This is a genomic window from Nitrosopumilus sp. (assembly GCF_025698945.1).
In the GTDB taxonomy this organism is placed as follows: domain Archaea; phylum Thermoproteota; class Nitrososphaeria; order Nitrososphaerales; family Nitrosopumilaceae; genus Nitrosopumilus.
In genome coordinates this window covers 204,460-228,984 of record NZ_JAILWM010000001.1, presented here as the reverse complement: position 1 = coordinate 228,984, position 24,525 = coordinate 204,460, and the positions used below count along the sequence as shown (strand labels likewise).

At 32.1% G+C, this 24,525-nt stretch carries 31 protein-coding genes; 10 read left to right on the top strand and 21 right to left on the bottom strand.

The window, feature by feature from the left end; genetic code table 11:
- Positions 1-47: 47 nt before the first annotated feature.
- The 8 genes from K5790_RS01475 to K5790_RS01440 all read right to left on the bottom strand — a co-directional run bounded on the left by K5790_RS01475 (position 48) and on the right by K5790_RS01440 (position 4,050).
- On the bottom strand, positions 48-275 hold the full coding sequence (locus tag K5790_RS01475; RefSeq protein ID WP_297591947.1) for a hypothetical protein: 228 nt from the start codon (positions 273-275) through the stop codon (positions 48-50).
- Positions 265-714: a hypothetical protein gene (locus K5790_RS01470; RefSeq protein WP_297591946.1), complete on the bottom strand. Its 450-nt coding sequence runs from the start codon at positions 712-714 to the stop codon at positions 265-267. Before K5790_RS01470 ends, K5790_RS01475 begins: the two co-directional genes overlap by 11 nt.
- 3 nt (positions 715-717) lie before the next feature.
- Positions 718-1,389 (bottom strand): hypothetical protein, encoded by a 672-nt coding sequence (locus K5790_RS01465; RefSeq protein ID WP_297591945.1) that lies wholly within the window; start codon positions 1,387-1,389, stop codon positions 718-720.
- A gap of 2 nt (positions 1,390-1,391) precedes the next feature.
- Complete coding sequence (locus K5790_RS01460; RefSeq protein ID WP_297591944.1) at positions 1,392-1,796, bottom strand: hypothetical protein; 405 nt, start codon at positions 1,794-1,796, stop codon at positions 1,392-1,394.
- A gap of 3 nt (positions 1,797-1,799) precedes the next feature.
- Positions 1,800-2,318: a hypothetical protein gene (locus K5790_RS01455; RefSeq protein WP_297591943.1), complete on the bottom strand. Its 519-nt coding sequence runs from the start codon at positions 2,316-2,318 to the stop codon at positions 1,800-1,802.
- A 208-nt stretch (positions 2,319-2,526) separates the two neighbouring features.
- Positions 2,527-2,682 (bottom strand): hypothetical protein, encoded by a 156-nt coding sequence (locus K5790_RS01450; RefSeq protein ID WP_297591942.1) that lies wholly within the window; start codon positions 2,680-2,682, stop codon positions 2,527-2,529.
- Positions 2,683-2,843: 161 nt separating this feature from the next.
- Entirely contained in the window at positions 2,844-3,089 is a 246-nt protein-coding gene (locus K5790_RS01445) for an Lrp/AsnC ligand binding domain-containing protein (RefSeq protein ID WP_297591941.1), read from the bottom strand.
- Between the two features lie 7 nt (positions 3,090-3,096).
- The gene (locus tag K5790_RS01440) at positions 3,097-4,050 is read right to left on the bottom strand and encodes a transcription initiation factor IIB (protein WP_297591940.1); all 954 of its coding nucleotides are present in this window, start codon (positions 4,048-4,050) and stop codon (positions 3,097-3,099) included.
- Positions 4,051-4,289: 239 nt separating this feature from the next.
- On the opposite strand from K5790_RS01440, the gene K5790_RS01435 reads away from it, so the two are divergent.
- Both K5790_RS01435 and K5790_RS01430 read left to right on the top strand, forming a co-directional pair.
- Positions 4,290-4,835 (top strand): hypothetical protein, encoded by a 546-nt coding sequence (locus K5790_RS01435; RefSeq protein WP_297591939.1) that lies wholly within the window; start codon positions 4,290-4,292, stop codon positions 4,833-4,835.
- A 113-nt stretch (positions 4,836-4,948) separates the two neighbouring features.
- Positions 4,949-5,716 carry a DUF6775 family putative metallopeptidase gene (locus K5790_RS01430; RefSeq protein WP_297591938.1) on the top strand — a complete coding sequence of 256 codons (768 nt, stop codon included), beginning with the start codon at positions 4,949-4,951 and terminating at the stop codon, positions 5,714-5,716.
- Here the strand turns inward: K5790_RS01430 and K5790_RS01425 are convergent.
- The 3 genes from K5790_RS01425 to K5790_RS01415 are packed head-to-tail and all read right to left on the bottom strand — an operon-like array spanning position 5,713 to position 7,416.
- Positions 5,713-6,621 carry a lactate dehydrogenase gene (locus K5790_RS01425; RefSeq protein ID WP_297591937.1) on the bottom strand — a complete coding sequence of 303 codons (909 nt, stop codon included), beginning with the start codon at positions 6,619-6,621 and terminating at the stop codon, positions 5,713-5,715. The two genes, K5790_RS01430 and K5790_RS01425, sit on opposite strands and share 4 nt — an antisense overlap.
- A gap of 16 nt (positions 6,622-6,637) precedes the next feature.
- Positions 6,638-7,078 (bottom strand): universal stress protein, encoded by a 441-nt coding sequence (locus tag K5790_RS01420; RefSeq protein WP_367182852.1) that lies wholly within the window; start codon positions 7,076-7,078, stop codon positions 6,638-6,640.
- Complete coding sequence (locus K5790_RS01415; RefSeq protein ID WP_297591935.1) at positions 7,072-7,416, bottom strand: hypothetical protein; 345 nt, start codon at positions 7,414-7,416, stop codon at positions 7,072-7,074. The genes K5790_RS01420 and K5790_RS01415 overlap by 7 nt, the downstream gene beginning before the upstream one ends.
- Positions 7,417-7,527: 111 nt before the next feature.
- Here K5790_RS01415 and K5790_RS01410 point away from each other — a divergent pair, with 111 nt between their 5' ends.
- Complete coding sequence (locus tag K5790_RS01410) at positions 7,528-8,382, top strand: CBS domain-containing protein (RefSeq protein WP_297591934.1); 855 nt, start codon at positions 7,528-7,530, stop codon at positions 8,380-8,382.
- 2 nt (positions 8,383-8,384) lie between these two features.
- Here the strand turns inward: K5790_RS01410 and K5790_RS01405 are convergent, their stop codons facing one another.
- Both K5790_RS01405 and K5790_RS01400 read right to left on the bottom strand, forming a co-directional pair.
- Positions 8,385-8,822 carry a universal stress protein gene (locus tag K5790_RS01405; RefSeq protein ID WP_297591933.1) on the bottom strand — a complete coding sequence of 146 codons (438 nt, stop codon included), beginning with the start codon at positions 8,820-8,822 and terminating at the stop codon, positions 8,385-8,387.
- A complete protein-coding gene (locus tag K5790_RS01400; protein ID WP_297591932.1) occupies positions 8,819-9,250 on the bottom strand; it encodes a universal stress protein in 432 nt (143 codons plus the stop codon). The genes K5790_RS01405 and K5790_RS01400 overlap by 4 nt, the downstream gene beginning before the upstream one ends.
- A 110-nt stretch (positions 9,251-9,360) precedes the next feature.
- On the opposite strand from K5790_RS01400, the gene K5790_RS01395 reads away from it, so the two are divergent.
- From K5790_RS01395 to K5790_RS01385, 3 genes are all read left to right on the top strand, one after another.
- Complete coding sequence (locus tag K5790_RS01395; RefSeq protein ID WP_297591931.1) at positions 9,361-9,798, top strand: CBS domain-containing protein; 438 nt, start codon at positions 9,361-9,363, stop codon at positions 9,796-9,798.
- 47 nt (positions 9,799-9,845) lie between these two features.
- Entirely contained in the window at positions 9,846-10,850 is a 1,005-nt protein-coding gene (gene trxB, locus K5790_RS01390; protein ID WP_297591930.1) for a thioredoxin-disulfide reductase, read from the top strand.
- A 190-nt stretch (positions 10,851-11,040) separates the two neighbouring features.
- Complete coding sequence (locus K5790_RS01385) at positions 11,041-11,577, top strand: hypothetical protein (RefSeq protein ID WP_297591929.1); 537 nt, start codon at positions 11,041-11,043, stop codon at positions 11,575-11,577.
- On the opposite strand, the gene K5790_RS01380 is transcribed toward K5790_RS01385, so the two are convergent.
- The 5 genes from K5790_RS01380 to serB all read right to left on the bottom strand — a co-directional run bounded on the left by K5790_RS01380 (position 11,574) and on the right by serB (position 15,258).
- Positions 11,574-12,566 carry a cysteine synthase family protein gene (locus K5790_RS01380; RefSeq protein WP_297591928.1) on the bottom strand — a complete coding sequence of 331 codons (993 nt, stop codon included), beginning with the start codon at positions 12,564-12,566 and terminating at the stop codon, positions 11,574-11,576. The genes K5790_RS01385 and K5790_RS01380 overlap by 4 nt on opposite strands.
- A gap of 8 nt (positions 12,567-12,574) precedes the next feature.
- Positions 12,575-12,811 carry a sulfurtransferase TusA family protein gene (locus K5790_RS01375; RefSeq protein WP_297591927.1) on the bottom strand — a complete coding sequence of 79 codons (237 nt, stop codon included), beginning with the start codon at positions 12,809-12,811 and terminating at the stop codon, positions 12,575-12,577.
- A gap of 69 nt (positions 12,812-12,880) precedes the next feature.
- The gene (locus K5790_RS01370; protein WP_297591926.1) at positions 12,881-13,795 is read right to left on the bottom strand and encodes a PHP domain-containing protein; all 915 of its coding nucleotides are present in this window, start codon (positions 13,793-13,795) and stop codon (positions 12,881-12,883) included.
- A 52-nt stretch (positions 13,796-13,847) separates the two neighbouring features.
- Positions 13,848-14,573: a coenzyme F420-0:L-glutamate ligase gene (cofE, locus tag K5790_RS01365; RefSeq protein WP_297591925.1), complete on the bottom strand. Its 726-nt coding sequence runs from the start codon at positions 14,571-14,573 to the stop codon at positions 13,848-13,850.
- A 34-nt stretch (positions 14,574-14,607) separates the two neighbouring features.
- The gene (gene serB / locus K5790_RS01360; RefSeq protein WP_367182851.1) at positions 14,608-15,258 is read right to left on the bottom strand and encodes a phosphoserine phosphatase SerB; all 651 of its coding nucleotides are present in this window, start codon (positions 15,256-15,258) and stop codon (positions 14,608-14,610) included.
- Positions 15,259-15,362: 104 nt separating this feature from the next.
- Between serB and K5790_RS01355 the strand changes: the two genes are divergently transcribed.
- Both K5790_RS01355 and proS read left to right on the top strand, forming a co-directional pair.
- Positions 15,363-15,650: a hypothetical protein gene (locus K5790_RS01355; protein WP_297591923.1), complete on the top strand. Its 288-nt coding sequence runs from the start codon at positions 15,363-15,365 to the stop codon at positions 15,648-15,650.
- 59 nt (positions 15,651-15,709) lie between these two features.
- Positions 15,710-17,152: a proline--tRNA ligase gene (gene proS, locus K5790_RS01350; protein WP_297591922.1), complete on the top strand. Its 1,443-nt coding sequence runs from the start codon at positions 15,710-15,712 to the stop codon at positions 17,150-17,152.
- Here proS and K5790_RS01345 read toward each other — a convergent pair.
- A complete protein-coding gene (locus K5790_RS01345; protein WP_297591921.1) occupies positions 17,149-17,517 on the bottom strand; it encodes a DUF6659 family protein in 369 nt (122 codons plus the stop codon). The two genes, proS and K5790_RS01345, sit on opposite strands and share 4 nt — an antisense overlap.
- 95 nt (positions 17,518-17,612) lie before the next feature.
- On the opposite strand from K5790_RS01345, the gene egtB reads away from it, so the two are divergent.
- Positions 17,613-18,923 carry an ergothioneine biosynthesis protein EgtB gene (gene egtB, locus K5790_RS01340; RefSeq protein ID WP_297591920.1) on the top strand — a complete coding sequence of 437 codons (1,311 nt, stop codon included), beginning with the start codon at positions 17,613-17,615 and terminating at the stop codon, positions 18,921-18,923.
- On the opposite strand, the gene egtD is transcribed toward egtB, so the two are convergent.
- Positions 18,920-19,942, bottom strand: coding sequence for an L-histidine N(alpha)-methyltransferase (egtD, locus tag K5790_RS01335; RefSeq protein ID WP_297591919.1), 1,023 nt, complete (start codon positions 19,940-19,942; stop codon positions 18,920-18,922). The two genes, egtB and egtD, sit on opposite strands and share 4 nt — an antisense overlap.
- Before the next feature lie 95 nt (positions 19,943-20,037).
- Between egtD and K5790_RS01330 the strand changes: the two genes are divergently transcribed.
- The gene (locus tag K5790_RS01330) at positions 20,038-21,003 is read left to right on the top strand and encodes an oligopeptide/dipeptide ABC transporter ATP-binding protein (protein WP_297591918.1); all 966 of its coding nucleotides are present in this window, start codon (positions 20,038-20,040) and stop codon (positions 21,001-21,003) included.
- Here the strand turns inward: K5790_RS01330 and K5790_RS01325 are convergent.
- Entirely contained in the window at positions 21,000-24,524 is a 3,525-nt protein-coding gene (locus tag K5790_RS01325; protein ID WP_297591917.1) for a chromosome segregation SMC family protein, read from the bottom strand. The two genes, K5790_RS01330 and K5790_RS01325, sit on opposite strands and share 4 nt — an antisense overlap.
- Between the last annotated feature and the right edge of the window lies 1 nt (position 24,525).

Below are 24,525 nucleotides of genomic sequence, written 5' to 3'. Positions count from 1 at the left end.
ATTAACACCACATTTTTTCATTCATAAGTACTTCGCATTTATTACTCTTAAGAAAATAGTTTTGCTATAGGAATTACACCAAATAACTTCCAAGTACATTCAGCATTATCAATGTAAAGAAGGCCGTTAGCCCATTGATAACCTATGGCAAATTGTAATGTTCCATTTTTAGTCATTTCACAACTACCATAAACTTTGGATAGATTTGGCATTGCAAATGAAATAAGAACAAATGCAACGATTACCAATATTATTATCAAGAGTCTAGTTTTCATTTTCTTTTTTTCCACATTTCTTGCATTCATAATATCCATATTCAGAGTGAGATTCGTTTGTATCTCCAGTTTGTTCTTTGGGAATAAACTCAAACTCTTCAGAACCACAGAACTTGCATCTTCTTGGATTGTATTCCAAGTCTTCAAATTCTTTTTTCCTTTTCAGATATTCTTCTTTGGTGATTTTTTCTTCAATGTACTTTTTTTCTAATATTCTCAGGGCCTCATCGTTTTGTTCTTTTTCATATTCATTAATTGGATCTATCCGTCTGTAATTCAAAAGAGAGTCTTTATCTCTAGAAGCATGTTTTTTTGTATACCATAAAATTGCGACAGCAAGCACAATGCCCAAAATCAACCCGTAAGGAAATGGCATGACAGTTTGAATCAAAAAGAAAACAACAATTGCAGATATTATTCCAGGGAAGATAGTTTTCATTTTCTAATTCCTCTCAAAATTTATCCCCAAACTCAAGTCATATGAAATGGAGTGTTCTATGATATCAGGAACTTCACATGGAAGCAATGCGTCAGGCATCTTAACATGACTTCCCCAGAATTCAATGTATGTTCTTCCTTCCATTTCAAATGTATCAAGATATTCTACTACATGAGCCATTTTTCTATCAGTTCCGGTACAATGAGACACAAATGTTTGACCCGGAACAAGATTTGCAAAGTATTCAAACTGAGGTTCTGGTGGATTCATGTTATGATTTGCAAATTTTATTCTAATTTGCTTAGTGTCAGAATGGATCAAATCAACTTTGTCAATATCAAAGAGTCGTCCATCATCAGTCGTAAGACCATCTGGAAAATACAAAAACTCACCATATTCTGAGGGAAATGCAGTACGCATCTGTACTTCTCTGTCAGGATAAAAAATCCCTCTAGGGGGTCTACAAACATATTCATTTTTTGTAGTTTCAGCACAAGAAAATCCATCTGCTTCCCATTTTAATTGGCATTCTTTGTCACATCCAATGTCATGGAATTGTTTTATGTCAAGCAATGATTCCCAATGTGGAATTGTATTTGGCTCAATGAAAATCAGTCCCACAGATATGCATGCTAAAACTCCAACAGACACTATTATTCTATATTCTAGTTTCATTTTCAAGTACACAAAACAATGTCGTCTCGGATTAATTCAGAATCACCAATATGATTTTTAATTACCGCTGTTAGTTTTTCATGATTGGCTTTATCTTTTGTCCATGAACCGCCAATTGAGATTATAGTTTCCTCCTCATTGTGAGATATTGTAATTTCTCTATTTGGAATATCAAAATCAGAACCAAACATTGAGATTGCAGATCTTATGGATGAAATTAATTTCTTTTCATCAATTACTGTACTTTGCATGTACCACTGTGTCCAACAAAACATGTCATTTTGAGAAATTAGTGGATAGTCTGATGGAAACGCAGGATCATTACTTGATTCATAGTTTACTCCAATGATTAATGCCACAATAATTCCAATCACTGCAATTAAAATAGCAAGATTCCTAGTCTTCATTTTCTAATCTTGAACAAAGACTTCAGTAGATATTGGAGGTGATAACGCAGTTGGATTATCTACACTCTCCCAAGCAAAAGCTGTTATCCTATATTTTCCAGGTTCTGTAGGAAGCCAAGAGGTTTCCACAAACTTTTGTGCATAAAATTTTCCTTCACATATCTTATCTCCGCAAACATATGGCTCAGAATAAGTCCATTCATTGTAGCATATTTTATCCCCACACACAAAAGAGCCAGGTTGATCAGTTAATTTTTGTTGGAATCCTTCAAGCCAACTTAGCAACACAACTTGGTTTTTTTCATTAGTTATCTGATACAGTATTACATATTCAGTATTAGGAAAATTTGATTGGTAATCAGTTCGGATTGTATATTGGTGATTTGATTTTATGGGCATAGAGTCATCTGCGCCCTGAATTACAAGATTCTGTAAAGGCACTCTCTCTATTGGGGGTACTGCAAAAGAATCAGAATTCCCCATAATGCCAATTAAAGCCAAAAGGATTACGAGATATTTCATACTATATGGAATCCATAACTAGTCATTGAAAAGTGCTTCTGATGTTTTATGTTCAATTCAAGAATATTTTTTATAAAATATTTGCAATACCAAAATCCACTGTTGTAGAGATTTTTTGTGAAATTATCAGTCATTTATATATCAAAATCGGCATAAATCTTTAAAAAATTCCAACGTTAGAAAGATAATCAGAAAAGATTTTACGGATTTATTTTTCAAGTTTTTTATCTTTTTTCAGAAATTGTTCTGGATTCATTTCAAAAGCCCATCTACACCCCACACTGCAAACTTGATACAGTTTTCCATTGTGTATAGTGATTTCTCCTTTATTCCCTATCTCCCTCCCACAAACTAAATCTTTCATTTTCAATCACCTAATTCATTAAAACACTCTGTGGAACAGACATCATCACACCAATGTTCAAATTTTTTACCGCATACAACACAAGTTCTCAATGTATGTATGACTCCTTTATCACATTATTGAATTTCTCATAGTTTTTCGTCATAGTTTTTCTCATCCATTTATGTCATGTGTTGAACTAATGTTAATGTGGATTCAATTCCTTCCATCTTTCTTAGTTTCCATCTGACAACATCTCTAATCTTATCCATTAGTGATGATTCCAATTTTAGTAAAATTTTCCAAGGCCCATCTACATGAATAATTTCTGTTACAATATCTATTTCATCACATTTTTTCAAAATATCAATCACAAATTTAGAGTCACACATTATTAACACAAATGCAACACTAGATAATTCTGTCATATCGATTTCACTTTGTAATTGTGTTTTTAGTTGTCTTATTTTTTGGAATTTGAATGACTTTCTTCAATTCATGAAATCGGTTTCTAACTGTTACAGAAGTAATCCCCGACGCATCAGCTACTTGAATTTGTGAAACCCCATCCCCTCTTATCACACCAGAATAATATACGGCAGCAGCTGCCATACCAACAGGATCTCTTCCTGCCATCATATCTAGTTCAACTGCTTTTTTGAGAATTTGTAATGCAAGATTTTTTGTACTAGATGATATTTTGAGGGTGTTTGAAATTTTAGAGACATAATTTGTTTGATTTACTAATGGTATTTTCAAATCAAGTTGTTTTACTATTGCACGATAGCTTTGAGAGAGATTTTTTCTTTTTATATCTGCAGCTTTTGAAACGTCATTTAGATTTCGAAGAGTCATTGTGTTTCTACATGCAATATACATAGATGCCGCAATTACGGAGTAGATTTGTCTTCCTGCAGTAATTTTTTGTTCTACTGCCTTTCTGTAGATATATGCAGCAGTTTCTTTAACGCTATCAGATACACCTAGTTTATCTTGAATTCGTTCAAGAAATTCAAATGCGACTTTGAAATTGGTATCCGAATATTTTGATAATTGACTTCTATTATCTTGAATTCGTATCCGTTTAATTGTTGAAGACATTACAAAAGAGAGAGAGTTTCCATGAACATCTTTATTTTTAGAACCAATCACAGTTGAAAGACCAAAATCATTCCTAGACAAAGTTCTAGACATTCCTGTTCTACGTGTATCTTTTTGAGAATCTGTGAAAAATGATTCATACCCAAAATTTTTAAGTTTTTCATCAATTACAAATCCACAATATACACAAAAAATTTCTGCTGAATTTAAATCAGTAACAATTTCTTTTTTTCCACATCTTGGACATCCAAATTTAAAATTGGAATTTAATAGTACATTACTATTCATTTTTTTCACCTGGTTTGCTGAAAAGGTTTTTTTAAATATCGGGAGTCGGATCTGATGTTTTTGAAATCATAATTTTGAATTTGTCCAAAACTGTACATGAGCATAAATTCTAGACACATTTAATGAATATAATTAATGCGTATACCTTGTGCCACATTGTTGCACAATACTATATTTACAAGTAACAAAAAATCGGTTTTTTATGTAGATTAAAATTTATGATATTCTCAAAAACAATTATGAAAAATATGCCAAAGAAACTCCCAACTGAACATGCAAGTTTCAGAATAAACAAAAAAATCCTTGAATCACTAAAGGAAGTTTCAAGAGAAGAGCATCTTAGTCTCAATACTTATGTTAATCGTATTTTAGATTCTCATTTAAACTGGGATCTTTTTGCACCCGAAGTAGGATGGGTTGTTATGTTGAAATCAGTATCAAAAGAAATCATTAAAAATTTAGATAATGAAAAAATTTCTCAAATTGCAAAAAATGCGGCAGAGAGTGGTTCAAAAGAAATCGCATTATCAATGCGAGGAAAATATAATGTTATTGAATGGATATCTATTTTAAAAAACAGAGCAAAATCATCAGGTTTCACTCTTAAAGAGTATCAAGAAAGAGATACAATAAGATTAGTCATGTATCATGATATGGGGGAAAAATGGTCTTTATTTTTTGAAACTTATTACAATACAGTGTTTTTTGAAATGGGTGCAAATATTCAATCAGAATATACTGAAAATTCTATTTTGTTAGAAATCAAATCAAAAATTTTAGAATAAGTTTTTACTTGTGGTAAGCACCTAAAAGAGATCAGATTACATCTAGGAAATATCACTAATCCTTTAAAAAATTCTAACGTTAAAAAGATAAGCAATAATATCATAATTTTGCTGTGCAAATTTCAAAAATTATATTATATGATGAGCCTACCGTTCCAGAAATTAAACTAGAATCGCTCAAAAAATTCCTTAAGGAAACTTTTCCCATAACCATTGAAACTAGGAAAAATTTCTTTGATTCAGGGGATGAAAAAATGTATGAAAAAATAGCTCAAACAAGAATTTTTGATTTAAAAAAACCATTTACACCACATATGCCAGCAAAAAATGACATGCTTATTGAAATTCAAAATAAAGACATGTCGAATTTAGAAGAGATGACACTGTATGATGGATACGAATTACAAAAAAATGTTTTGGGGCAAATTCCTATCAATGAAATGAATTTTGAGACTTTGCATATTATTTTAACAAACAAATTAACATGTACATTTGACGAGAATGATTTCAGATATCATGCAAGAGCTTTAATCGGGTCAAATCCAGCCATAATTTCAACAACTGGGATAATAGAAGCTCCTGCAAAACCAAAAAAATACTATTTAGAATTAATGACTAATTTTTCCAATGATAAAATTGATGAAATAAAGAAAAAGTACGCAGGAGAATTTCTAGAATATCACGATTCACGCTTATCTGAAATTGTTGAGGGATATCTGCTACAAGCAATTTTCTATCATGAAACAGGAGAGGCATTTTGTAATCAAAATCATTGCAGATTATTTAATGCACATTGGCAAAAAGATCTTTTGTACTCCCAAATAGAAAATAAACAGTTTTGTGCAAAACATCAAAACATCCTAAAAAAATTTCAAAACTAGATTTTGACAGATTTAATATCATCCTGAATTTTTTTAGCAGAAAGTGCTAATAGTTCTGATTCAGAATTATCAAGTGCAATCTTTTCTATTTCAACAACTCCGGTATGATTAATTTTTACTGGAATCCCCATTGAGACATTATTTACTCCATACTCCCCTTCTAAGACGATAGATGCAGGGATTTTTAATTCATTTTTATGAATTATTGCAGATATGACATCATAGGTATTTTTAGCTATTCCAAATTGAGATCTGCTCTTGTAATTTCTTAATAGTTTCCAATAATTTCTCACCTTGCCAGTAATAGAAGATCTTTCAGTTTCATCTATTTGTTCTAGGAGATTACGACCACTGACTTTAGCTTTAGAAAAAATAGGCACCATTGTATCACCATGTTCACCAAGAACCAATGCGTTACTAACTGAGGATTGAGGAACAGAAAATTTTTCTGAAATAAAATATCTAAATCGACTTGAATCAAGACTAGATGCAATACCAATAACACGAAATCGAGAAAAACATGATTCGATTTGAAAATAATATGTTAAAACATCCAAAGGATTTGAAACAATAAGAACAATTGCAGAAGGACAGAACTCTTTAACATTTTTTGCAATTTCTTTAATCATGTTTACCTGAGATCTTATATTTTCTGTTCTATCTTTTTGATAGCCAACAACACTAGCAGTAACAACTACAATATCAGAGCCGACCAATTTTGAATAATCAGATGTACCACGAATAGAAAATTTTGAACTGGAAGGAATTGAATTTGATATATCCAATGCCTCACCAATTGCTTTTTCTTCGGTTCTATTAACCAACAATACATTATCAATTTCATTTGACATGCACAGAAATGCAATAGAGGATCCTACTTGACCGCTACCGATAATTGAAATCAAAGATACCACATTTTACTTATTTTACAATAAGAACAGGGCATTTAGTTTTTTGGGAAACACCGTTTGCAACACTTCCCAATAACATTTTATCAAAACCAGTTCTTCCATGAGAACCCATTACTATAAGGTCATGTTTTCTAGATTTTGCAAAAATCACAATATCATTTACAACGGATTTAGATTTTATAATGTTGGATTTCATAGAAACACTGTTTTTTCTAGCAAGAGATTCCAATTGCTCAATGTATTTTTTAGAAGCTTTGTTTTGTTTTTTTATAAGTTCAGCATCTGCTCTAGAATCATAATATTTGTGATGCCAAGAATCACCCTCAAGGCAAGTCAGAGTTGTAATTTTAGAACCATATTTTTTTGCAATATCCAAAGCTACTTTGAAAGCACGTGTAGATTGACTTGATAAATCAAAAGGCACTAGAATGTTTTGAAACAATTTTAAAATTCACCTTTTTTACGAATACTCTCTCGTTGACGTTTATTATCATCTTTGAAAAGCTCTCGTTCAATTTTCCTACACAATTCATCAGAGATTTTAAAAATATCCCATCCAGATTCTGTAAAAATCAGATGATGTTTTGAAGTATTAATGTTAGCAGTTACATCGTAATTAGTTCTTGTTCCTTCGGTGTTTTGCGACTCTACTGAAATTTTTGCCTCTATAATATTTGGGATTGTTTTTTGTGTTTTTTCCAACACAGCGCCAATTTTGGACATTAGGTATTCACTAGAAGGCTCATCCTTTGACAAACCTATAACATACAAAGGTATTTTGTCTCCCATAACAAAATTATACAAAATTTGAATTAAAAAGCAACACAACAATTACCAAACATGATTTTCAACACTGAAATTACTAATGATATATTTATCAGACATTAATATAGAATTTTTGTGGATTTTAAGAATTTAAAAATATCAGAATTAATTACATTGCCAATTACAGTTGGTCCTAACACATCACTTTTAAAAACACGTGAGATTTTATTAAAAAATAAAGTTAAACGAGTTGTCATTGTAGAAAAAAAGATCCCGATTGGAGTCATTACAGAAAAAGACATTGCAAAAAAAATTTATGAGTTAGGAACAGTTCCCATTAAATCTGTAAAAGCAAAAAATTTCATCCAAAAAAGATTGTATACACTAACGAGAGACAATTCAGTACAAGAATGTGCAAAAATGATGAAAAAACACAGGATTAGCCTCGTGATAATTTTGAATAAAGATAAAACTCTTGAGGGGATTGTAACTGAGACAGACCTTGTGAGAGTTTTCATTACAAAAAAAGTTCAATCAAACAAAGTCTCAAAATTAATGCAAACAAAATTAATTACAGCAGAACCCAGTGATCCAGTTCTATTAGTTGAGAATTTACTGCTAAAATATGGGATCTCAAGGGTGATTATTAAAAGAAATCATAAACCTGTTGGAATCATAACTTTTAGGGATTTTGTGCCTGCAAAGATTCCTCAGTGGATAGCAGATTCAGCCGATCCTAAAGAAGTGCAAGATTACAAATTTAAAAAAGGATTAGCAGAATCTCACGCTAATCAAATGAGTTACTTGTTTCCATTTCATGCAACAGACATTATGTCATCTAATCCAATTACCGTCGAAGCAGATGAGGATGTAAAAAAAGCAGTCACGTTAATGATGAAACACAATATTAGCGGGTTACCAGTTGTAAAAAACTCAAGACTTGTAGGAATAATCACAAAATCAGATATCGTAAGATCATTAGCAGAATAAGATCACTTTACAATCAAAACAGAAACTGAAGATGATTGTGCCAGTTTATTTGATACACTTCCCAAGAAGAATCGACTTACAGAGCTCAATCCTTTATTTCCAACTATAATTAAATCACATTTTTCATTTTTTGCAACTTTGTCTATTTCATGTGCGATATTTCCTTCTTTTAAGATAGATTTAGCATGAATTCCTTTTTTCAATAAAATATCATTTGCATGATCAAGGGTTTTTTTTCCAAATTTTCTCAGAATTTCAAGATATTCTTTTCTATCAAGCAAATTAATGGATAATGACTTTTCTACAACATAAATCAAAACTAGTTTGGAATCAAAGGAATTTACAAAATCACATGCGCGTTTTAATGCTTTAATAGAATATTTTGAACCATCAAGCGGAACCAGAATTTTTTTAAAAGAATTTTTTGAGGAACTATTCATTTTACAATTAATACCGGTTTTTTAGATTTATGTAAAACATAGTTTGATACACTTCCCAAGAAAAATTCTTTTGCAGAGCCTCGTCCTCTAGCGCCAATAACTATCATATCTATTCCGTTTTTAGAATTGTTTGCAAATCTAGCAATATCATATCCAGGATCTCCAGCGATTACTTTGCCTGTAAGTTGAATACCTTTTTTCGCAGCCTTGACTTTTGCTTGCTCTATTATTTTTTTGATTTCTTTCATAGAGTTGAAATCAAGAAAACCAAGAGGATGAAGGGCATATATTCCAGGCACTGATTTTACTGCTAATCCAATAATTACACCATGAGATTGCCTTGCTATATGGATAGCCATGTCCAATCCTCTCAAACAGTTTTTTGAACCATCAAGTGGAACCAGAATTTTTTTAGTTTTAATTGCCATGCATTAATTAATCAAGTTTTAACTTTAAAGGCTACAATGATTATCTTAATTGATTTTCACTAGTGATAATTTAGAATTTATCTCAAATAATTGATTCCCAGATTGTATTCATGGATAGTACATTTGTGAATCAAGTTATGAGTAAAAATGTACTTACTGTAGATAAATCAACATCAATTCAAGAGGCGGCAGAAAAAATGCACAAATCCAATGTAGGGTGTGTAGTTGTCACTGATGACTTAAAACCAGTAGGGATTGTTACAGAAAGAGACTTTGTTACAAAAGTGGCTGCCGAAGGAAGGCCATTATTTACTGAAATTTCAGAGGTTATGTCATCCCCGTTAATAACAATTGATCAAGAAGAAACAATTTGGGAAGCATCTGAAATGATGAAACAAAAAACAATTCATAAACTTCCAGTATTAGAGGATGAAAAAATAATAGGAATAATTACGACAACAGATATTGTAAGAATTTCTAGTCTAGGATCAGATTCACAAATGCGAAGAGTCTGTGATCAGATACTATTGAGAATGAAAGACAAGTAATTAAAAAGATATTCACTTAAATTATTGAATTTAAGAGATTTATCATCATGATGGCAGCAGACAGTGGAGCAGTAGTTCTAGAAACTAATGACGATAATCCAAAAATGCCAGATAAAAAGAAAACAAAATTTGATGTAGTAATAATTGGCGCAGGACCAGCAGGATACACCGCAGGAATTTATTGTTCAAGAGCAGGATATGATACTTTAATTTTGTCAGGAATACTTCCAGGAGGACAGTTAGTAAATACAACTGAAGTTGAAAATTACCCGGGATTTGAGCAGGGGATCATGGGTCCTGATTTAATGATTGAAATGCGAAAACAGTCTCAAAGAATGGGAACAACGATTGTAGATGATGAGGCAGTAGATGTTGATTTCAGACACAAGCCATTCAAAGTGTTAACAGCTTCAGAAGAGTATGAAGGACGTGCAATAATTATTGCCACGGGCGCAAATCCTCGAAAAATCGGTTTAGAAGGCGAGAAAACCTTTGCAGGGAAAGGAGTATCTTATTGTGCCACATGTGATGGTCCATTTTTTAGAAATCAAGAACTAGTTGTAGTTGGCGGAGGAGATTCTGCAATTGAAGAAGCTACTTTTCTTACAAAGTTTGCAACTACGGTTCACCTTGTTCATAGAAGAGATGAATTAAGAGCAAGTAAAGTGATGCAAGAAAGAGCATTCAATAATGAAAAAATAAAATTTCACTGGGATTCAGCAGTAGTAGATATTAAAGGAGATCAAAAAATGCAAAAAGCAGTTTTAAAAAATCTAAAAACTAATGAAGAATCAACTCTCGATGTAGGAGGATTGTTTGTAGCAATTGGTCATGAACCAAACACAAAATTATTCAAAAGTCAAATTGACTTAGATGATGAAGGATACATAGTTCTTAAAAATAAAACCCATACAAATGTAGAAGGTGTTTTTGCAGCCGGAGATGTTCATGATAGAAATTACAGACAGGCAATTACTGCAGCAGGATACGGATGCATGGCTGCAATTGATTTAGACAAGTATCTTACTGAAAGTTCAGATAAGAAAGAATGAAGAATGCGCAATGCAAAAAATGTTCGATGAATTTTAAAGAAAAAGAAATCTATACAATACAACAATTTCAATATAGAAAAATTCCGACTTACAGGTGGTCATTAGATTATTTTGAAAAGATTGGAATAGACGAATGGGATTCATTATGTGAAAAATGCATTAATGAACTTGGGGAAAAATCATTGAATTTTTGGAAAAAATCACAGATCTAAACTCTTTATTGTTGGAAGAAAAATTAGAAATTGTGAGCCAAGATCCAAATGAGTTAAAAAACGAGGCTAGAAAATACAGTGAAAAACTTGCCAAATTAGGAATGGAGTTAGGTGAAATTCAGTTTAGTTATAGAGTAGAAGAAAAAACATCCAAAGAATACTGGGAAAAAAGAATTCAAGATTTCAAAAAATATAATGAAAAAGGAATGGAATACTATAATCAAGTATACACATTAATGAATTTAGTAAATAAAGAAGAATCACAAATTTTCTTATTACGCACAAGTAAATTTCGTCAACTAGGATTATCATTAATAGAAATAATGGAGAAAATCAAAGAAACTCCATCTGTAATAAATTCTAAAGACAAACAACAAAGTCAATGGAGTAAAGAAATTAGAAATCAGATCAAAGAGCAAAGTAACAAATGTCTTCATCATGAAATGGATATGAATACATTTTTTAGAGAATTTTATGAAAAAAATCTTAAAAAATTAATTGAGAATCAAAACTAATAGGCTAACTCAGACATGTGTTTTGCTTCTTTTAGAGCATTTTCAAATTCGTCTTCAGTCATGATATTTTGTGTATCATAAACACTTTTGAATTTCCTTCCATCATCAGCAAAAATTCCCACTACACATGCATCTCCATCTATGAAATACTTTTTCATGCAGGCATATACTGCTGCAGATGAAGGGCTGATCAGAAGTCTGTCTTTTTCAAAAACTTCCTTAACCACTGAAAATGCTTCTGAATTATCTACAGAAATCCAATCATCAACAACAGATTCTCTTTTTAAAAATAGATCAGGTTTTGCAGATTCTTCAAAATTTCTCCAACCTTGAATGAGATGATTTTGTTGTGGTTGACATCCAATTATTTTGATATTAGGATTTTTTTCTTTTAGAAAAGTTCCAATTCCAGTTATGGTTCCTCCAGTACCAACTCCAGTAAAAAAGTGAGTGACCTTACCTTCTGTTTGTTTCCATATTTCAGGACCAGTACCAACATAATGCCCCTTAAAATTTGCCTCATTGGCATATTGGTTTGGAGAATAATATGTGTCAGGTCTTGAAGATGCAATGGATGTAGCTAAGGCTATACTCTGATCAGTTCCTGCACCAACTTTTGGACATAAATCATCGCTGGTTTCAAAAACTTTTGCGCCAAGATTTCTAATGATTTCTTTAGTTTCATTACTAGCTTTTTCTGGAATTACTATCTCAACTTTGTATCCTAATACATTGGCAATTCCAGTTAAGGCAATTCCGGTGTTTCCAGAAGTTGGTTCAATTATGATACTTTTACCTTTAGTTAAAATTCCTCTTTCTTCACCATCTTTAATCATCCAGTATGCAGCTCTATCTTTAACAGAACCAAATGGATTGTGACCTTCCAATTTTGCAAAGAATTCAGTGGAATTATGCGATAAAGAATCTAATTTGACTAAAGGAGTGTTTCCAACTCGATTTAAAACATCAGTATCAGCAACAGTAGTCATAATGTTGACTATCTCACCTTTTTAATTTTGAATGTAATCACTTCGCCATTTTTAGACATATCAAGTAATTCATGACCATTTCTTGTAACCCATCTAGAAATATCATCTTCAGCAGCTGGATCATCGGCAGACACAGTAAGTGTTTCACCAACTTGCATCCGTTCGATTTCAATTTTTGTTCTAAAGACAGGTTCAGGACAAAATAATCCTGTTGCATCTAATTTTTTTTCAGCTGATTCAGACATAGTATCTAATTCAAGAAGGCCGTTTTGTCATATTAAAAGCTATTCGAGTTTAGCTTGTCCTACTTGAAATTATAAAGCCATTTTGAACATAGTAGCTAAATTTCTGTCTTTCATAAAACTAGGATCATGATTTTGAAAGTTTATTTTTTTGGAAATTCTTTTCATTAAATAAATTGCAATTTTATAAAACAAAGACCAGACATGACTGTTTTGATTTGAATCGTAGATTCTCAACATCAATGTCAAAAGCCATTTAGCATTTGGGTAATGTTCAGAGATATAATCTACAAGATATTCTTTAGAATTATTTATTTTGTATTTGAGATGATCAAGTGTCTCATTTTGTAAAGCATACCCAGTCTGAGAAATTTCGATTTTTCCTCGCTTCATGGAATATAAAATATCATCTAGATTATTTTCTGAATCAATTACATTCACACATCTGCCTAAGGTGGATAGTACATGAGAATCACTTCCTGCTACTTGAATCATTTTATTATCCAATGCAAATTCTGTGGCCTTGGCATTTGAGAGAACATCAACATTATTACTATTGAAAACTTCAACCATGTCACATTTTTTTGCATCATTTCTTAAAGCATCAAGGAGGCTAAACGGATGAGGAGCAGATGAAACACCTCCCTGTTTTCTCACCTCGTCTATTATTTCATCAAGAGAGAGTCCAGGAGAAATAGCTTCATGTATTCCATAAGCAAGTACATGTGCGCCAGTATTTGTTGTGATTTCTTCTGCAGGGAAAACATCAATGTTTTTGAATTTCTGGTGATCGTTTTTGTATTCTAATAATTGATGATATCCATCAAGCGTGTTATGATTTGTAACAAAAATTGCATCTAATCCTAAATTATAGGATCTTTCAAGTTGTTCTCTTATAGAAATATTACAATCATAGGGAGGCTCATCATCACCTACATGGAAATTTGAAAAAGAGTTATGACAGTGCAGTTCAGCTTTAATTGGCATTTTCACATGAAATTTTCTTCTTTAGATTATAATCCTATTGAAAAAAGTAAGTTCATCTAAAGAGATCTTCATTTTCTGGTCGTATCAATTCTTTAGATGAATTGTCAGATTCGTTAAAAGAGTAACCACGAACAATAGCAATAGGGCATTTTGAAACTTTACCCATAACCAATTCTGCTGCAGAAGAAATTTCATCAGCTACAGCAATTGCCGAAACACGCATAATTTTTCCAAATGAATCTTTCATTCCAGCATAATCAAGGATTGGTAGGAGTCCGGAAACTCCTATTGCACAGTTGGTCTGACCCATACGAAATGGGCGTCCAAATGTATCAGTAATTATCACTCCAACATTTTTTTTAGTTTTTTCATAAATTTTCTTTCGTATACGATATGCAGATTCATCTGAATTAAGTGGAAGTAGCGTGGCAAATCCATTCTTCACATTACTTTCATCAACACCAGCGTTGGCACAAATAAAATCATCATTTGTTCTTACAATGATTATTCCATTTTTCATTCGAACAATACGTTTTGTTTCAGATAAAATCAATTCAATTATCCTAGGATCTTTTTGATATTGAGAGCCAATTCCACTGGCCAACAAAGATGGGGATACTGTATCCAAATTAACAATTCTTCCTTCTTGTTTTGAGATAATTTTTTGTGCTATGACCAAAATATCACCATCACTTATTTCAGAGAGATTCAGAATTATTTCTGATACATCATCAGATGTATCAATTTCTTTATCCAAATGAAGTGGGATGATTTGCAAACTACTTATCTCAAGTATGGGAGTAAAAAATTGTTTATGTGGCTGCTGTAGTTTCTAACTCTAATTTGTAGTGTCTATTAATAATATCCAGTATCTTAGATAGATCTTTTTCCTCAAGTGTTGTAGTTGCCAAATCTTTTACAATATCTTGTGCTCTATAAGCAATGCCTAGTCCACAAATATCAAATAGTTTGACATCATTTGCCCCATCTACAACACAAACAATGTCTTCTTTTTTTTCACCCCACTCAGCAATTTTGATTTTTGCGGATTTTGATTTATCAGAATCAACAATAATTTTAACGCCATCTAATTTTCCATCTTTGAAAATCAATTCATTTGAATAAACATAATCCAACCCTAATTCTTGTTTTAATCTATCCATCATCAAAGTAAACCCTCCAGAAACAGCCATTAGTTTCCATCCAGCTGCCTTTAGAACACGACATGCCTCTTTTGCTCCAGTCATTATAGGTAGAGAATCAGCTACGTCTTGACAAATTTTTTCATCCAATCCCTTTAGAGCTGCTACTCTAGTTTTCAATCCATCTTCCCAGTTAATTTTTCCTTGAATTCCTTGTTTTGTTATTTCCCAAATTTCATCTTCTTTATGGAGTTTCTCTGCAAGGATTGGAAGGTATTCTTCATCGTATAAAACTCCCTCAACATCAAAAATTATTAGCAATTGAAATCTAATTTGCAAAAAAAATGCTAATTATATTAAAGTTTAAACTGTTTTGGGATCCAAAAAACGCTAGTAATAAATCACCGAGTGTTATTGTATAGCATATGGCAGAATTGGAACACAAATACGAAGTGGAGATTAAAGAAAGAGAAGGAAGACAAAAGCTTCCAGACGACGTAAAAGACGAACTAAAAGCATCAGGAATGATGGATGAAAAAGGCAAGTTAAAGTTGAAAGGTGTAAGCCCAAAAATGCTCAAAAAAATGAAACAAGAATTCGTAGAATGTCCAGTTTTGAAAGAAGACATTCACTTTATCCAGTGTTTTGTTTGTCCAAATTTTCAAAGTAGGGTAATGGGAAAAGTTCTCTGCAAAGGGGATCCATTAAAATAATTTTAAAACAAAATTAGTCACGAAAGGCTCATTAGTTAAATTAGTTTTTGAAATTTAGTTTGAGTAAAGAGGAAGTAGGAATTACAGTTACAAAAAATGAGGATTTTAGTGAATGGTACACTCAAGTTGTGCTAAAGGCAAAACTTGCAGATTATGCACCTGTTAAAGGACTAATCGTTCTAAGACCTGACGGGTATTCCATATGGGAATCATTACGAAGTACATTTGATTCAAAGTTCAGTAAAAATGGTATTAGGAACGGTTTTCTTCCAATTTTAATTCCAGAGTCGCTCCTTGGAAAAGAACAAAAACATTTTGCAGGTTTTAATCCTGAAGTTTTTTGGGTAACTCATTCTGGTACTAATGAAGTAGGGGATAGATTAGCACTACGACCAACTTCTGAAACACTAGCATATACATTGTATTCAAAATGGATTCAAAGTTGGAGAGATTTACCATTAAAAATTAATTTTTGGAATACAGCACTTAGAGCAGAAATCAAAGCTACAAAACCATTTCTTAGAACATCGGAATTTTTGTGGCAAGAAGGGCATACGGTTCATACAACTCAAGAAGAGGCAGAAAAAGAGGTAATGAAAATTCTAGAGATATACAAAAATACGGTTGAGGAAGAACTTGCCATTCCAGTAATCACGGGTAAAAAAAGTGAAAAAGAAAAATTTGTAGGTGCAGTGTATACAACTACAATGGAATCAATTATGCCAGACGGCAAGGCATTACAAATGGGAACATCTCATTTTCTAGGACAGAATTTTTCAAAACCCTTTGAAGTAAAATTTGCAGACAAGGATAATGTAGAACATTTTGCATGGCAAACATCTTGGGGGGTTTCATGGAGATTGATTGGAGCAATGATCATGGTTCATGGAGATGACAAAGGTCTAGTTTTACCACCAAAAGTCGCACCAACACAAGTAGTTATTGTACCAATATACAAAAATGATGAAGGTAAAGAAAAAGTTTTTGAAAAAGTTCAAGAGATCAAATCAAATTTAGAATTACAAGAAATTAGAATTCATGTTGATGACAGAGAAGGATTATCTCCTGGTTTCAAATTCAATGATTGGGAATTAAAAGGAGTTCCATTACGAATAGAGATTGGTCCAAAAGATATTGAAAAAGAAAGTATTGTAATCGCAAAGCGCCATACCCGAGAAAAATCAAGCCTAAATTTTTCTAAAATAGAAAAAATCCCATCAATTTTAGATGAAATTCAAGATGAAATGTTCAAGAGTGCCAAAATACAGTCGATGCAAAACACCATAGAGATTGCAGATTATTCAGATTTTAAATCAAAAATTGAAAAAGGTGGATTCATCAATTCTCCTTGGTGTGGAAAATTAGAATGTGAAGAAAAAATCAAGGAAGAGACAGGAGCAGATATCAGATTGATTCCGTTTGATAGTGAAAATTCAGACAAAAAATGTATTTATTGTCAGCAACAAAGCGTATCAGTTCCAATTTTTGCCAGAGGGTATTAGATAATCTCTGACGAAGGGCACAAATTCATTATTTTGTTAGCAGTTTTATCAATATCCACATCAGGTTCTGCTGAGACAAATAGTACTTTGTTATTCATCAAGAAAGTAAATGTTACAATATTAGTTCGTCTTGCTGCAGCATAAACAACAGGTCCTAGATTCTCATCAAACTCCTGTCTTGTGCGAATTCTCAAAACTGCTTCAATGAACATTTTTTTTCGATCATTCTCATTTTTCAGAGGTTCTACTCCAGGTCTAAATGAACCAACAATAAGATTTCCCATCATATCCAAAAATCCTGCAAAGCGGATTTCAGGTTGGCGTAATAACAATTCACATTTTTCATTTAATGAATCATTTGACATGAGAGTAATGAATAACAAGATGATAAAAAGACTGGTTAGATTTTCAATGTTGAATTCAGGATCAAATATAATAGTGGAAAAAATTAATTGTGAATATGACTAACAATCCAGAATTAAAAGAAGAAAAGTCATTGCTGGAATTATTTAGAGAAACAAGGATCAGAACTTTGAATTTAGTTAAGACTTTAGAAAAAGATGATTTTGTGGTTCAGACTGCATCGTTTATGAGTCCTCCAAAGTGGCATATTGGCCATGTAAGTTGGATTTATGAAGCAATTATGAGTAAATTAGATAAAAATTATGAATTTTATTCAAATGAATTTTCCGAATATCTAAATTCGTATTACCAACAATTTGGAAAACCCCACGATAAAGGATTACGTGGGGTTGTTTCAAGACCAACAGTTGATCAGATATTCCAGTACTTTAATACAATTAATCAAAGAGTGGAACGATTTATTGAATCTCAAACGCTTACCAAGGAAGCAGTTAGATTAATCGTAATGGGTTTTCATCATGAATGTCAGCATCAAGAACTTTTAGTGTATGATTTACAGCATCTTCTTGCAGAACAATACAAACCAGTAACTAAAAATTTAATTCCAAAACCAAATCATATTGAAAAGAAATCTGTTCTTATCAAAGGAGGGATATACACCATGGGTTACAATGGAGCAGATTTTTGCTATGACATTGAATTACCTGAACACAAAGTATACCTAGATGATTTTAAAATAGATATTTTTCCAATTACGAATAAAGAATATCTAAAATTTATTGAGGATGGCGGGTATGAGACATACAAGTATTGGTTATCAGACGGATGGGAGAAAGTCGAAAGTAACAATTGGAAGGCACCAATGTACTGGGAAAAAATTGATGGGGATTGGCATGTCAGAGATTTCCTAGGAATAAGAAAAATAAACCCCAATGAACCAGTTTGTCATGTAAGCTATTACGAAGCAGATGCTTTTTGCAAGTGGGCAGGTAAAAGACTTCCAACAGAAGCAGAATGGGAAAAAGCTGCTTGTTGGAATGAGGAAAAACAAGAAAAAACAATCTATCCTTGGGGAAATGATCAACCAACAGATGATAGATGCAACTTACTTGAGTCATATAATTGGGGGTGTTCAGAGATCGGTGCTTATCCAAACGGAGCAAGTCCAACAGGATGCAACCAAATGATAGGCGATGTTTGGGAATGGACATCATCAGAGTTTATGGGATATCCAGGATTCAAATCAGGTTTTGATGAATATAATGACAAATGGTTTACAAATCAAAAAGTTTTGAGAGGAGGTTCATTTGCAACACCACAAATGTCAATTAGAGCAAGTTACAGAAATTTTTTCAGATTAGACGAGAGATGGCTTTTTTCAGGCTTTAGATGTGTAGAAGACATTTAATTTTTTGAGACCAGAGTTAATGAAAAATGATTATTATCATCTAACCAAGTATGTTTAATTTTAAATCCTGTTTTAGTTAGAAAATCATGAATTTGAGATATACGGTATTTGTGTGAATATTCAGTATGAATTAGTTCGTTCTTTTGTAAATTCAAGGTTAAATTAGATTTTGATATAATAACTGATTGATTGACTAAAGACTGAAGATACATTTCTATTCTTTGATCTTTGTCGTTGTAAATTGCACGGTGGGCAAATTTATTCAAATCAAAATCAGCATCAAGTTCATCATTGATTCGGGATAAAACATTGAGATTGAATTCAGCCGTGATTCCTTGTGAATCATCATAAGCAGATTCTAAAAGATCTTTATCTTTTACCAAATCCAGTCCAATCAAAAATAGATCACCAGGTTTCATTGTGGAATTAATTTTCTGTAAAAATTGATAACCATCTTTTGGCGTAAAGTTGCCAAAGCTTGAACCTAAGAAAATTATCAGATTTTTCTTGTCATCGTATGTTTTAAGAAATTCTAAACCTCCCTCGTATGTATCGATAATACCTGTGATGTGTAAATTATCATAATCTTGCAATAACAATTCAGAGCTTTCTGTAAGTATTTCAGAAATATCAATAGGGAAATATTCAATTTTTTTCTGAAAATTAGTAAAAATATCCAAAAGCAAACGGGTTTTAGTCGACGAACCACTACCTAATTCAACTAAACGGAAATTGTGATCAAGAAAGTCAGGTAATTCATCTTGCAAGTTTTTGAGTATGGAGATTTCCGTACGTGTAGGATAATATTCAGGCAGGGTACATATCTTTTCAAATAATTCAGATCCTTTTTTGTCGTAAAAGTATTTTGGATTAATGAATTTAGGAGTGCCATCCAAACTTGAAGATATGTCTTCAGCAAAAGTCTTCTCAATTTTTGTTGAATGAGGTTTAAAATATTGTAATCTAGAATCTATTACATATTTTTTGTAATTTAGATTTTTTTGAATGGTGTCACTCAAGTATTAAATTCGTTATCCTTTTACATAAATGCTTTATCCTAAATTTTACGCATAAATCATATTTCTTGATATAGTTCGTCATTCATTAATTATTGATGAGTGAATTACTCAAAGTAGAGCATTTAAAAAAATATTTTATCAAGAAAGGAATTTTTGGTTCAAAAACTACTACTGTCAAGGCAGTAGATGACATTACATTTTCACTTTATAAAGGAGAAGTGTTTGTTTTGGCCGGAGAGTCAGGTTCAGGCAAATCAACCATTGCCAAATTAATTTTAAAATCAATTCAACCAGATTCTGGTAAAATAATTTTTGAGAATCAAGAGATAGATAATGATGAAAAAAATCTTAAAAAAATTAGAATGAATTGTCAAATGATACATCAAGATCCTTATGATTCTATTAATCCTAGAATGAAAATTGGGGATATCATAGCAGAACCGCTTGAAATTCACAATTTAGGAAATAAAGATGAAAGGTTGCAAAGAGTAAGAGAGGTATTGCAGGAAGTAAAATTAGAACCTTCAGATGAGATTATCAAAAAATATCCGCATATGTTATCAGGAGGGCAAAGACAGAGAGTAGTTTTAGCAAGGGCTCTATCAGTAAAACCAAAAATAATCATTGCCGATGAGCCTGTCTCAATGCTTGATATGTCAATAAGAGCAGAGATGCTTGAATTAATGCACGATTTACAGAAAAAATATCAGATATCATTTATCTACATCACGCATGATTTGGCAACTGCAAGATATTTTGGACAAAGAATTGCCATTTTGTATCTTGGAAAAATTGTAGAGATAGGACCAATCAACAACGTGTTATTGAAACCAAGGCATCCTTATACACAGGCATTAATTGACGCAATTTCAGAACCTGATCCATCTAATCTTCACAAAGAAAAAAAAATTAGAATTAACGAACCAATTGAAATTGATGTGTATCAAGGATGCAGGTTTAGATCAAGATGCCCTTATCTTATGGACAAATGTAAAGTGGAACCAAAATTAGAAAGAATTGCCGACGGACATTTTTGTGCATGTTATGCAGAATTAGATTAGGAAGTTCGAACAGAAGGCATGCGTTTATCTTTGTATGTGACAACATTTGAAACCCCATTTTTTGGAAAAACTCCATAGATTAGTTTTGCACGTTGTACCACTGAATCTTTTAGAGACACCATAATGAATTGACTCTCTTTGGAACGTTCTTCTAAAATATTTGCCAATCTTTCAGAGTTGGGTGCGTCAAGATGAGCATCAACTTCATCAAAGAGATAGAATGGTGATGGTTTTAGTTTTTGTAATGCAAGAACAAATACGATTGCAGCTAATGTTTTTTCACCGCCACTGATAGATGTAGATTCTCTTTTTGGTTTGTTTGGGAATTGAATTAGATAAGAAATTCCAGAATTAAATATATCATCTTCGTTTTGTAATTCTAACCATGCATTACCGCCAGTCATTTTGTTAAAAATTAATCTAATTTCTTTATCGACTTTATCAAATGCATCTAAGAATGTTTGACGCTTGTCTTTTTCAATATCTTCAATAAATTTAACAATGGAGTTTCTTTCTTCTTCAAGAGAATTCTTTCGAGTAGACATGGAACGGTATCCATATGAAACCTCAAGGTAGGTTTCTGGTGCTTTTGCATTTAATGCGTTAAGGGAGTTCAATTCAGCAGTTAATCCTTGTACGATAGAGTCAACATCAAATGTCTCCATGTCTTTTGTGAATCCAAATGTGGAAAGAATTTGTTGCAATTTAGATTCATTTTCATTAAGATCATGTAAATCACGATTTAGAGAATCAGATTGACGCTCTAGGGTATTGATTTGCTTAGTAAGTTCTCTGTCCTTTTCAGATAAAACTTTGAGTTTATCATCAAATTCTTTGAGTTGTCCTATGGAAGAACCAGATGTGGATATTAGTTCTTGTTCTTTTTCTCTTAGCTTTACAAGAATTTCAGTTTTGGATTCCTTTTGAATTTCTAATTCGCTGATCTTAGTTTCTAATTCTTGGCGTTCAAGATTCAATGAGTTTTCCTCATCATGGAGTCTATTGGATTGAGATTGTTCTCGGTTATCTTGTGTTTGTAATGTAGTTAATTGTGATGATTTGTCTCTATATTCATTCATTATTGTAGTGTAGAGTTTTTCAATCTCTGCTTTCTTATTATTGATTCTAGACAATTCGCTAGCAATACGTTCTTGTTCTCCACTAGCATAATTTTCCTCAACTATAGAAATTCTTTGATTTAGGGATTCTATATGAGATTCATTTGTGGATATTTCAGATTCTATAGAAGAGTTTCTTTCGGTTAAGGAAGAGATTCTTTTTGCAAGTTGTTCTTTCATATTTATTGCGGATGTTATTCTTGATTTCAAATTAGAGTAATTTTCATTTGTGGATGTAAGTGAATTTTCAGAAATAGATAGTCGATCTGCATAAGATTGGATGGAATCTTCAAGTTTTTTTAATGTGTGTTTTTTCTTTTGAAGGTATTTTTTTATCAAACTAATCGATTGAAATAGTCCATCAATATCGCTACTCATTGAGATTAATTTTGTGAGTTTTGAAATCTTTGAATTAATATCAATGACGACAGTACCGCCTTTGGCTTCAAAAAATTCACCATCAAGAGTCACAGATTTGTAGCCTAAATTCGATACATTATATGCAGATTCACGCGTCTCAGTTAGCACAATGTTCCCAAATAGGAACGTCTTGAGTGCCAAATATGCAGGATTGCATTCCACATAATCTGCCAGAATTCCCAGAACACCTTTTTCTTTTGGCAATGTTAGTTTAAACTTTGGAATAGCATCTAATGGAATGATCTTTAGTTTAGGAAGTTTTTTGCTTCTTGCGACTTCTGCTATAGTAAGTAATGTTGCAAAATCTTTTACAACAATCGCTTTAATCCAATCAGAACTTACAGCAAGAACAGAACGTTCGTATTGTTTATCCCAAGATATCATTTCATAAACTAATCCTTCTATGCCAAGTTTTTCTGCATCTTCTTTTAATTTAGCAACAGTGTAATCCTCATGCATGAAACCTTTCACAGTATTTATTTTTGATTCATATTGAGTTGCAGCAGTACTAGATTTTTCCAGTATCAATCCCAATTCATCCATGTCATTGTTAATTTTGGATTTTCTTTCTTGTAACTTTAAAATCCTAGATTTTATTTCAGTAATTGATGCATCATGATTTTTCACCATATTCTCTAACTGAGTTTTGTAACCAGTTAGTTTTTCAATATCTTGTTCTAATTCATTAAATTTTGTAGTGTTTGTTTTTATTTTAATTATAGACTCATCTTTTTCATGTTGAACTTTTGAGAGTTTTAATTTTGCTTCATTTAATTGTGAAACAAGTATTTTGATTTTATTATCAACTTCAGATCTTTTAGCAGCTGCTTCTGATTGTTCAGTTAAAATTTTATTTCTTTGTGCATCTACAATTTCTAAATCAGAATTGATTTTACTTTTCTTTTGGTTAGTTTCTTCAATCGATTCTTTGATTTTTTGAATTTGTGTTTCAATGTCTGTTCTTGCTGCATTGACATCTTCTAATTCAGATTTTATTTCAGGAATTCTAAAATCGATTTGCTCAATTCGTTTCTTTGAAGCTGAAATTGCAGAATTATCTATCTCATATTGTTCCATAGCAGAACTAATTTCTGCATCAAGGGAGGCTTTTGCTTGAGTGTAATCATTTGCTTCTGCCATTAATTTAGATTTTTCAGATTCTAAAGCAGATATTTCTGTTCTAATAGCATCACGTTCGGTATCTAATTGGGCGATTTCAGCCGTAATGGTCTTCAAATTATCTTCTTTGAGGGATTTTTGACCGGAAATGATCCTCATTTTATTAGCAGCAGAGATTGCTTTGTACCTATTTAGTTCACGTTCTAAGATATCATGCCTCAATTTTTGATTTCTTTCTTCTTCTAGCTCATCAATTCGTTTTTTAATTTCGCCCATTTTAGCAAGTGCGATTTCTAATCTTCTATCTGCTTCATCTAGTTGTTTTACAGCTTCTGTCTTTTTTTCATCAAAGTAAGATAGCCCAATCAAATCTTCAATAGTTTTTCTTTTTTCTTCAGAAGTAAATTCAGAAATTCTTGTTACGGTTCCCTGTTGAACGGCGTTTAGTTGTCCCAATCCAGCATTTGCCATGTCAAGTAGATCTAAAATATGGCTTCGGTTTGTTTTCTTTTTATTCAGATAGTAGTTATTCTCTCCATTTTCATCCATCTCTCTTGTAATTTCTACAATGTCCGAATCAACTGGAATTTTTCTATCAGAATTATCAAAGTGAACACTAGATCTTGCCATTTTAGGTCCCCGCCTATTTCCTTCAATATCATGAATTAATGATCTAAGTTTGTCAACTCTCATAACTTTGGGTTTATTTTCACCCATTGCAAAAATAATGGCATCTAGAATGTTACTTTTACCAGAACCGTTAGGACCAGAGATCGATACAAGTCCGGGTTCAAACTGAACAGTGGTATTCTTAAAACCAAATGACTTGAATCCAAAGATCTCTACTTTTTTAACATGAACCAAT

Coding starts and splice junctions, on each gene's coding strand:
- K5790_RS01475 (WP_297591947.1), bottom strand. CDS start 275: ATGAAAACTAGACTCTTGATAATAATATTGGTAATCGTTGCATTTGTT.
- K5790_RS01470 (WP_297591946.1), bottom strand. CDS start 714: ATGAAAACTATCTTCCCTGGAATAATATCTGCAATTGTTGTTTTCTTT.
- K5790_RS01465 (WP_297591945.1), bottom strand. CDS start 1,389: ATGAAACTAGAATATAGAATAATAGTGTCTGTTGGAGTTTTAGCATGC.
- K5790_RS01460 (WP_297591944.1), bottom strand. CDS start 1,796: ATGAAGACTAGGAATCTTGCTATTTTAATTGCAGTGATTGGAATTATT.
- K5790_RS01455 (WP_297591943.1), bottom strand. CDS start 2,318: ATGAAATATCTCGTAATCCTTTTGGCTTTAATTGGCATTATGGGGAAT.
- K5790_RS01450 (WP_297591942.1), bottom strand. CDS start 2,682: ATGAAAGATTTAGTTTGTGGGAGGGAGATAGGGAATAAAGGAGAAATC.
- K5790_RS01445 (WP_297591941.1), bottom strand. CDS start 3,089: ATGACAGAATTATCTAGTGTTGCATTTGTGTTAATAATGTGTGACTCT.
- K5790_RS01440 (WP_297591940.1), bottom strand. CDS start 4,050: ATGAATAGTAATGTACTATTAAATTCCAATTTTAAATTTGGATGTCCA.
- K5790_RS01435 (WP_297591939.1), top strand. CDS start 4,290: ATGAAAAATATGCCAAAGAAACTCCCAACTGAACATGCAAGTTTCAGA.
- K5790_RS01415 (WP_297591935.1), bottom strand. CDS start 7,416: ATGGGAGACAAAATACCTTTGTATGTTATAGGTTTGTCAAAGGATGAG.
- K5790_RS01405 (WP_297591933.1), bottom strand. CDS start 8,822: ATGAATAGTTCCTCAAAAAATTCTTTTAAAAAAATTCTGGTTCCGCTT.
- K5790_RS01400 (WP_297591932.1), bottom strand. CDS start 9,250: ATGGCAATTAAAACTAAAAAAATTCTGGTTCCACTTGATGGTTCAAAA.
- K5790_RS01395 (WP_297591931.1), top strand. CDS start 9,361: ATGGATAGTACATTTGTGAATCAAGTTATGAGTAAAAATGTACTTACT.
- trxB (WP_297591930.1), top strand. CDS start 9,846: ATGATGGCAGCAGACAGTGGAGCAGTAGTTCTAGAAACTAATGACGAT.
- K5790_RS01380 (WP_297591928.1), bottom strand. CDS start 12,566: ATGACTACTGTTGCTGATACTGATGTTTTAAATCGAGTTGGAAACACT.
- K5790_RS01375 (WP_297591927.1), bottom strand. CDS start 12,811: ATGTCTGAATCAGCTGAAAAAAAATTAGATGCAACAGGATTATTTTGT.
- K5790_RS01370 (WP_297591926.1), bottom strand. CDS start 13,795: ATGCCAATTAAAGCTGAACTGCACTGTCATAACTCTTTTTCAAATTTC.
- K5790_RS01355 (WP_297591923.1), top strand. CDS start 15,363: ATGGCAGAATTGGAACACAAATACGAAGTGGAGATTAAAGAAAGAGAA.
- K5790_RS01345 (WP_297591921.1), bottom strand. CDS start 17,517: ATGTCAAATGATTCATTAAATGAAAAATGTGAATTGTTATTACGCCAA.
- egtB (WP_297591920.1), top strand. CDS start 17,613: ATGACTAACAATCCAGAATTAAAAGAAGAAAAGTCATTGCTGGAATTA.
- K5790_RS01330 (WP_297591918.1), top strand. CDS start 20,038: ATGAGTGAATTACTCAAAGTAGAGCATTTAAAAAAATATTTTATCAAG.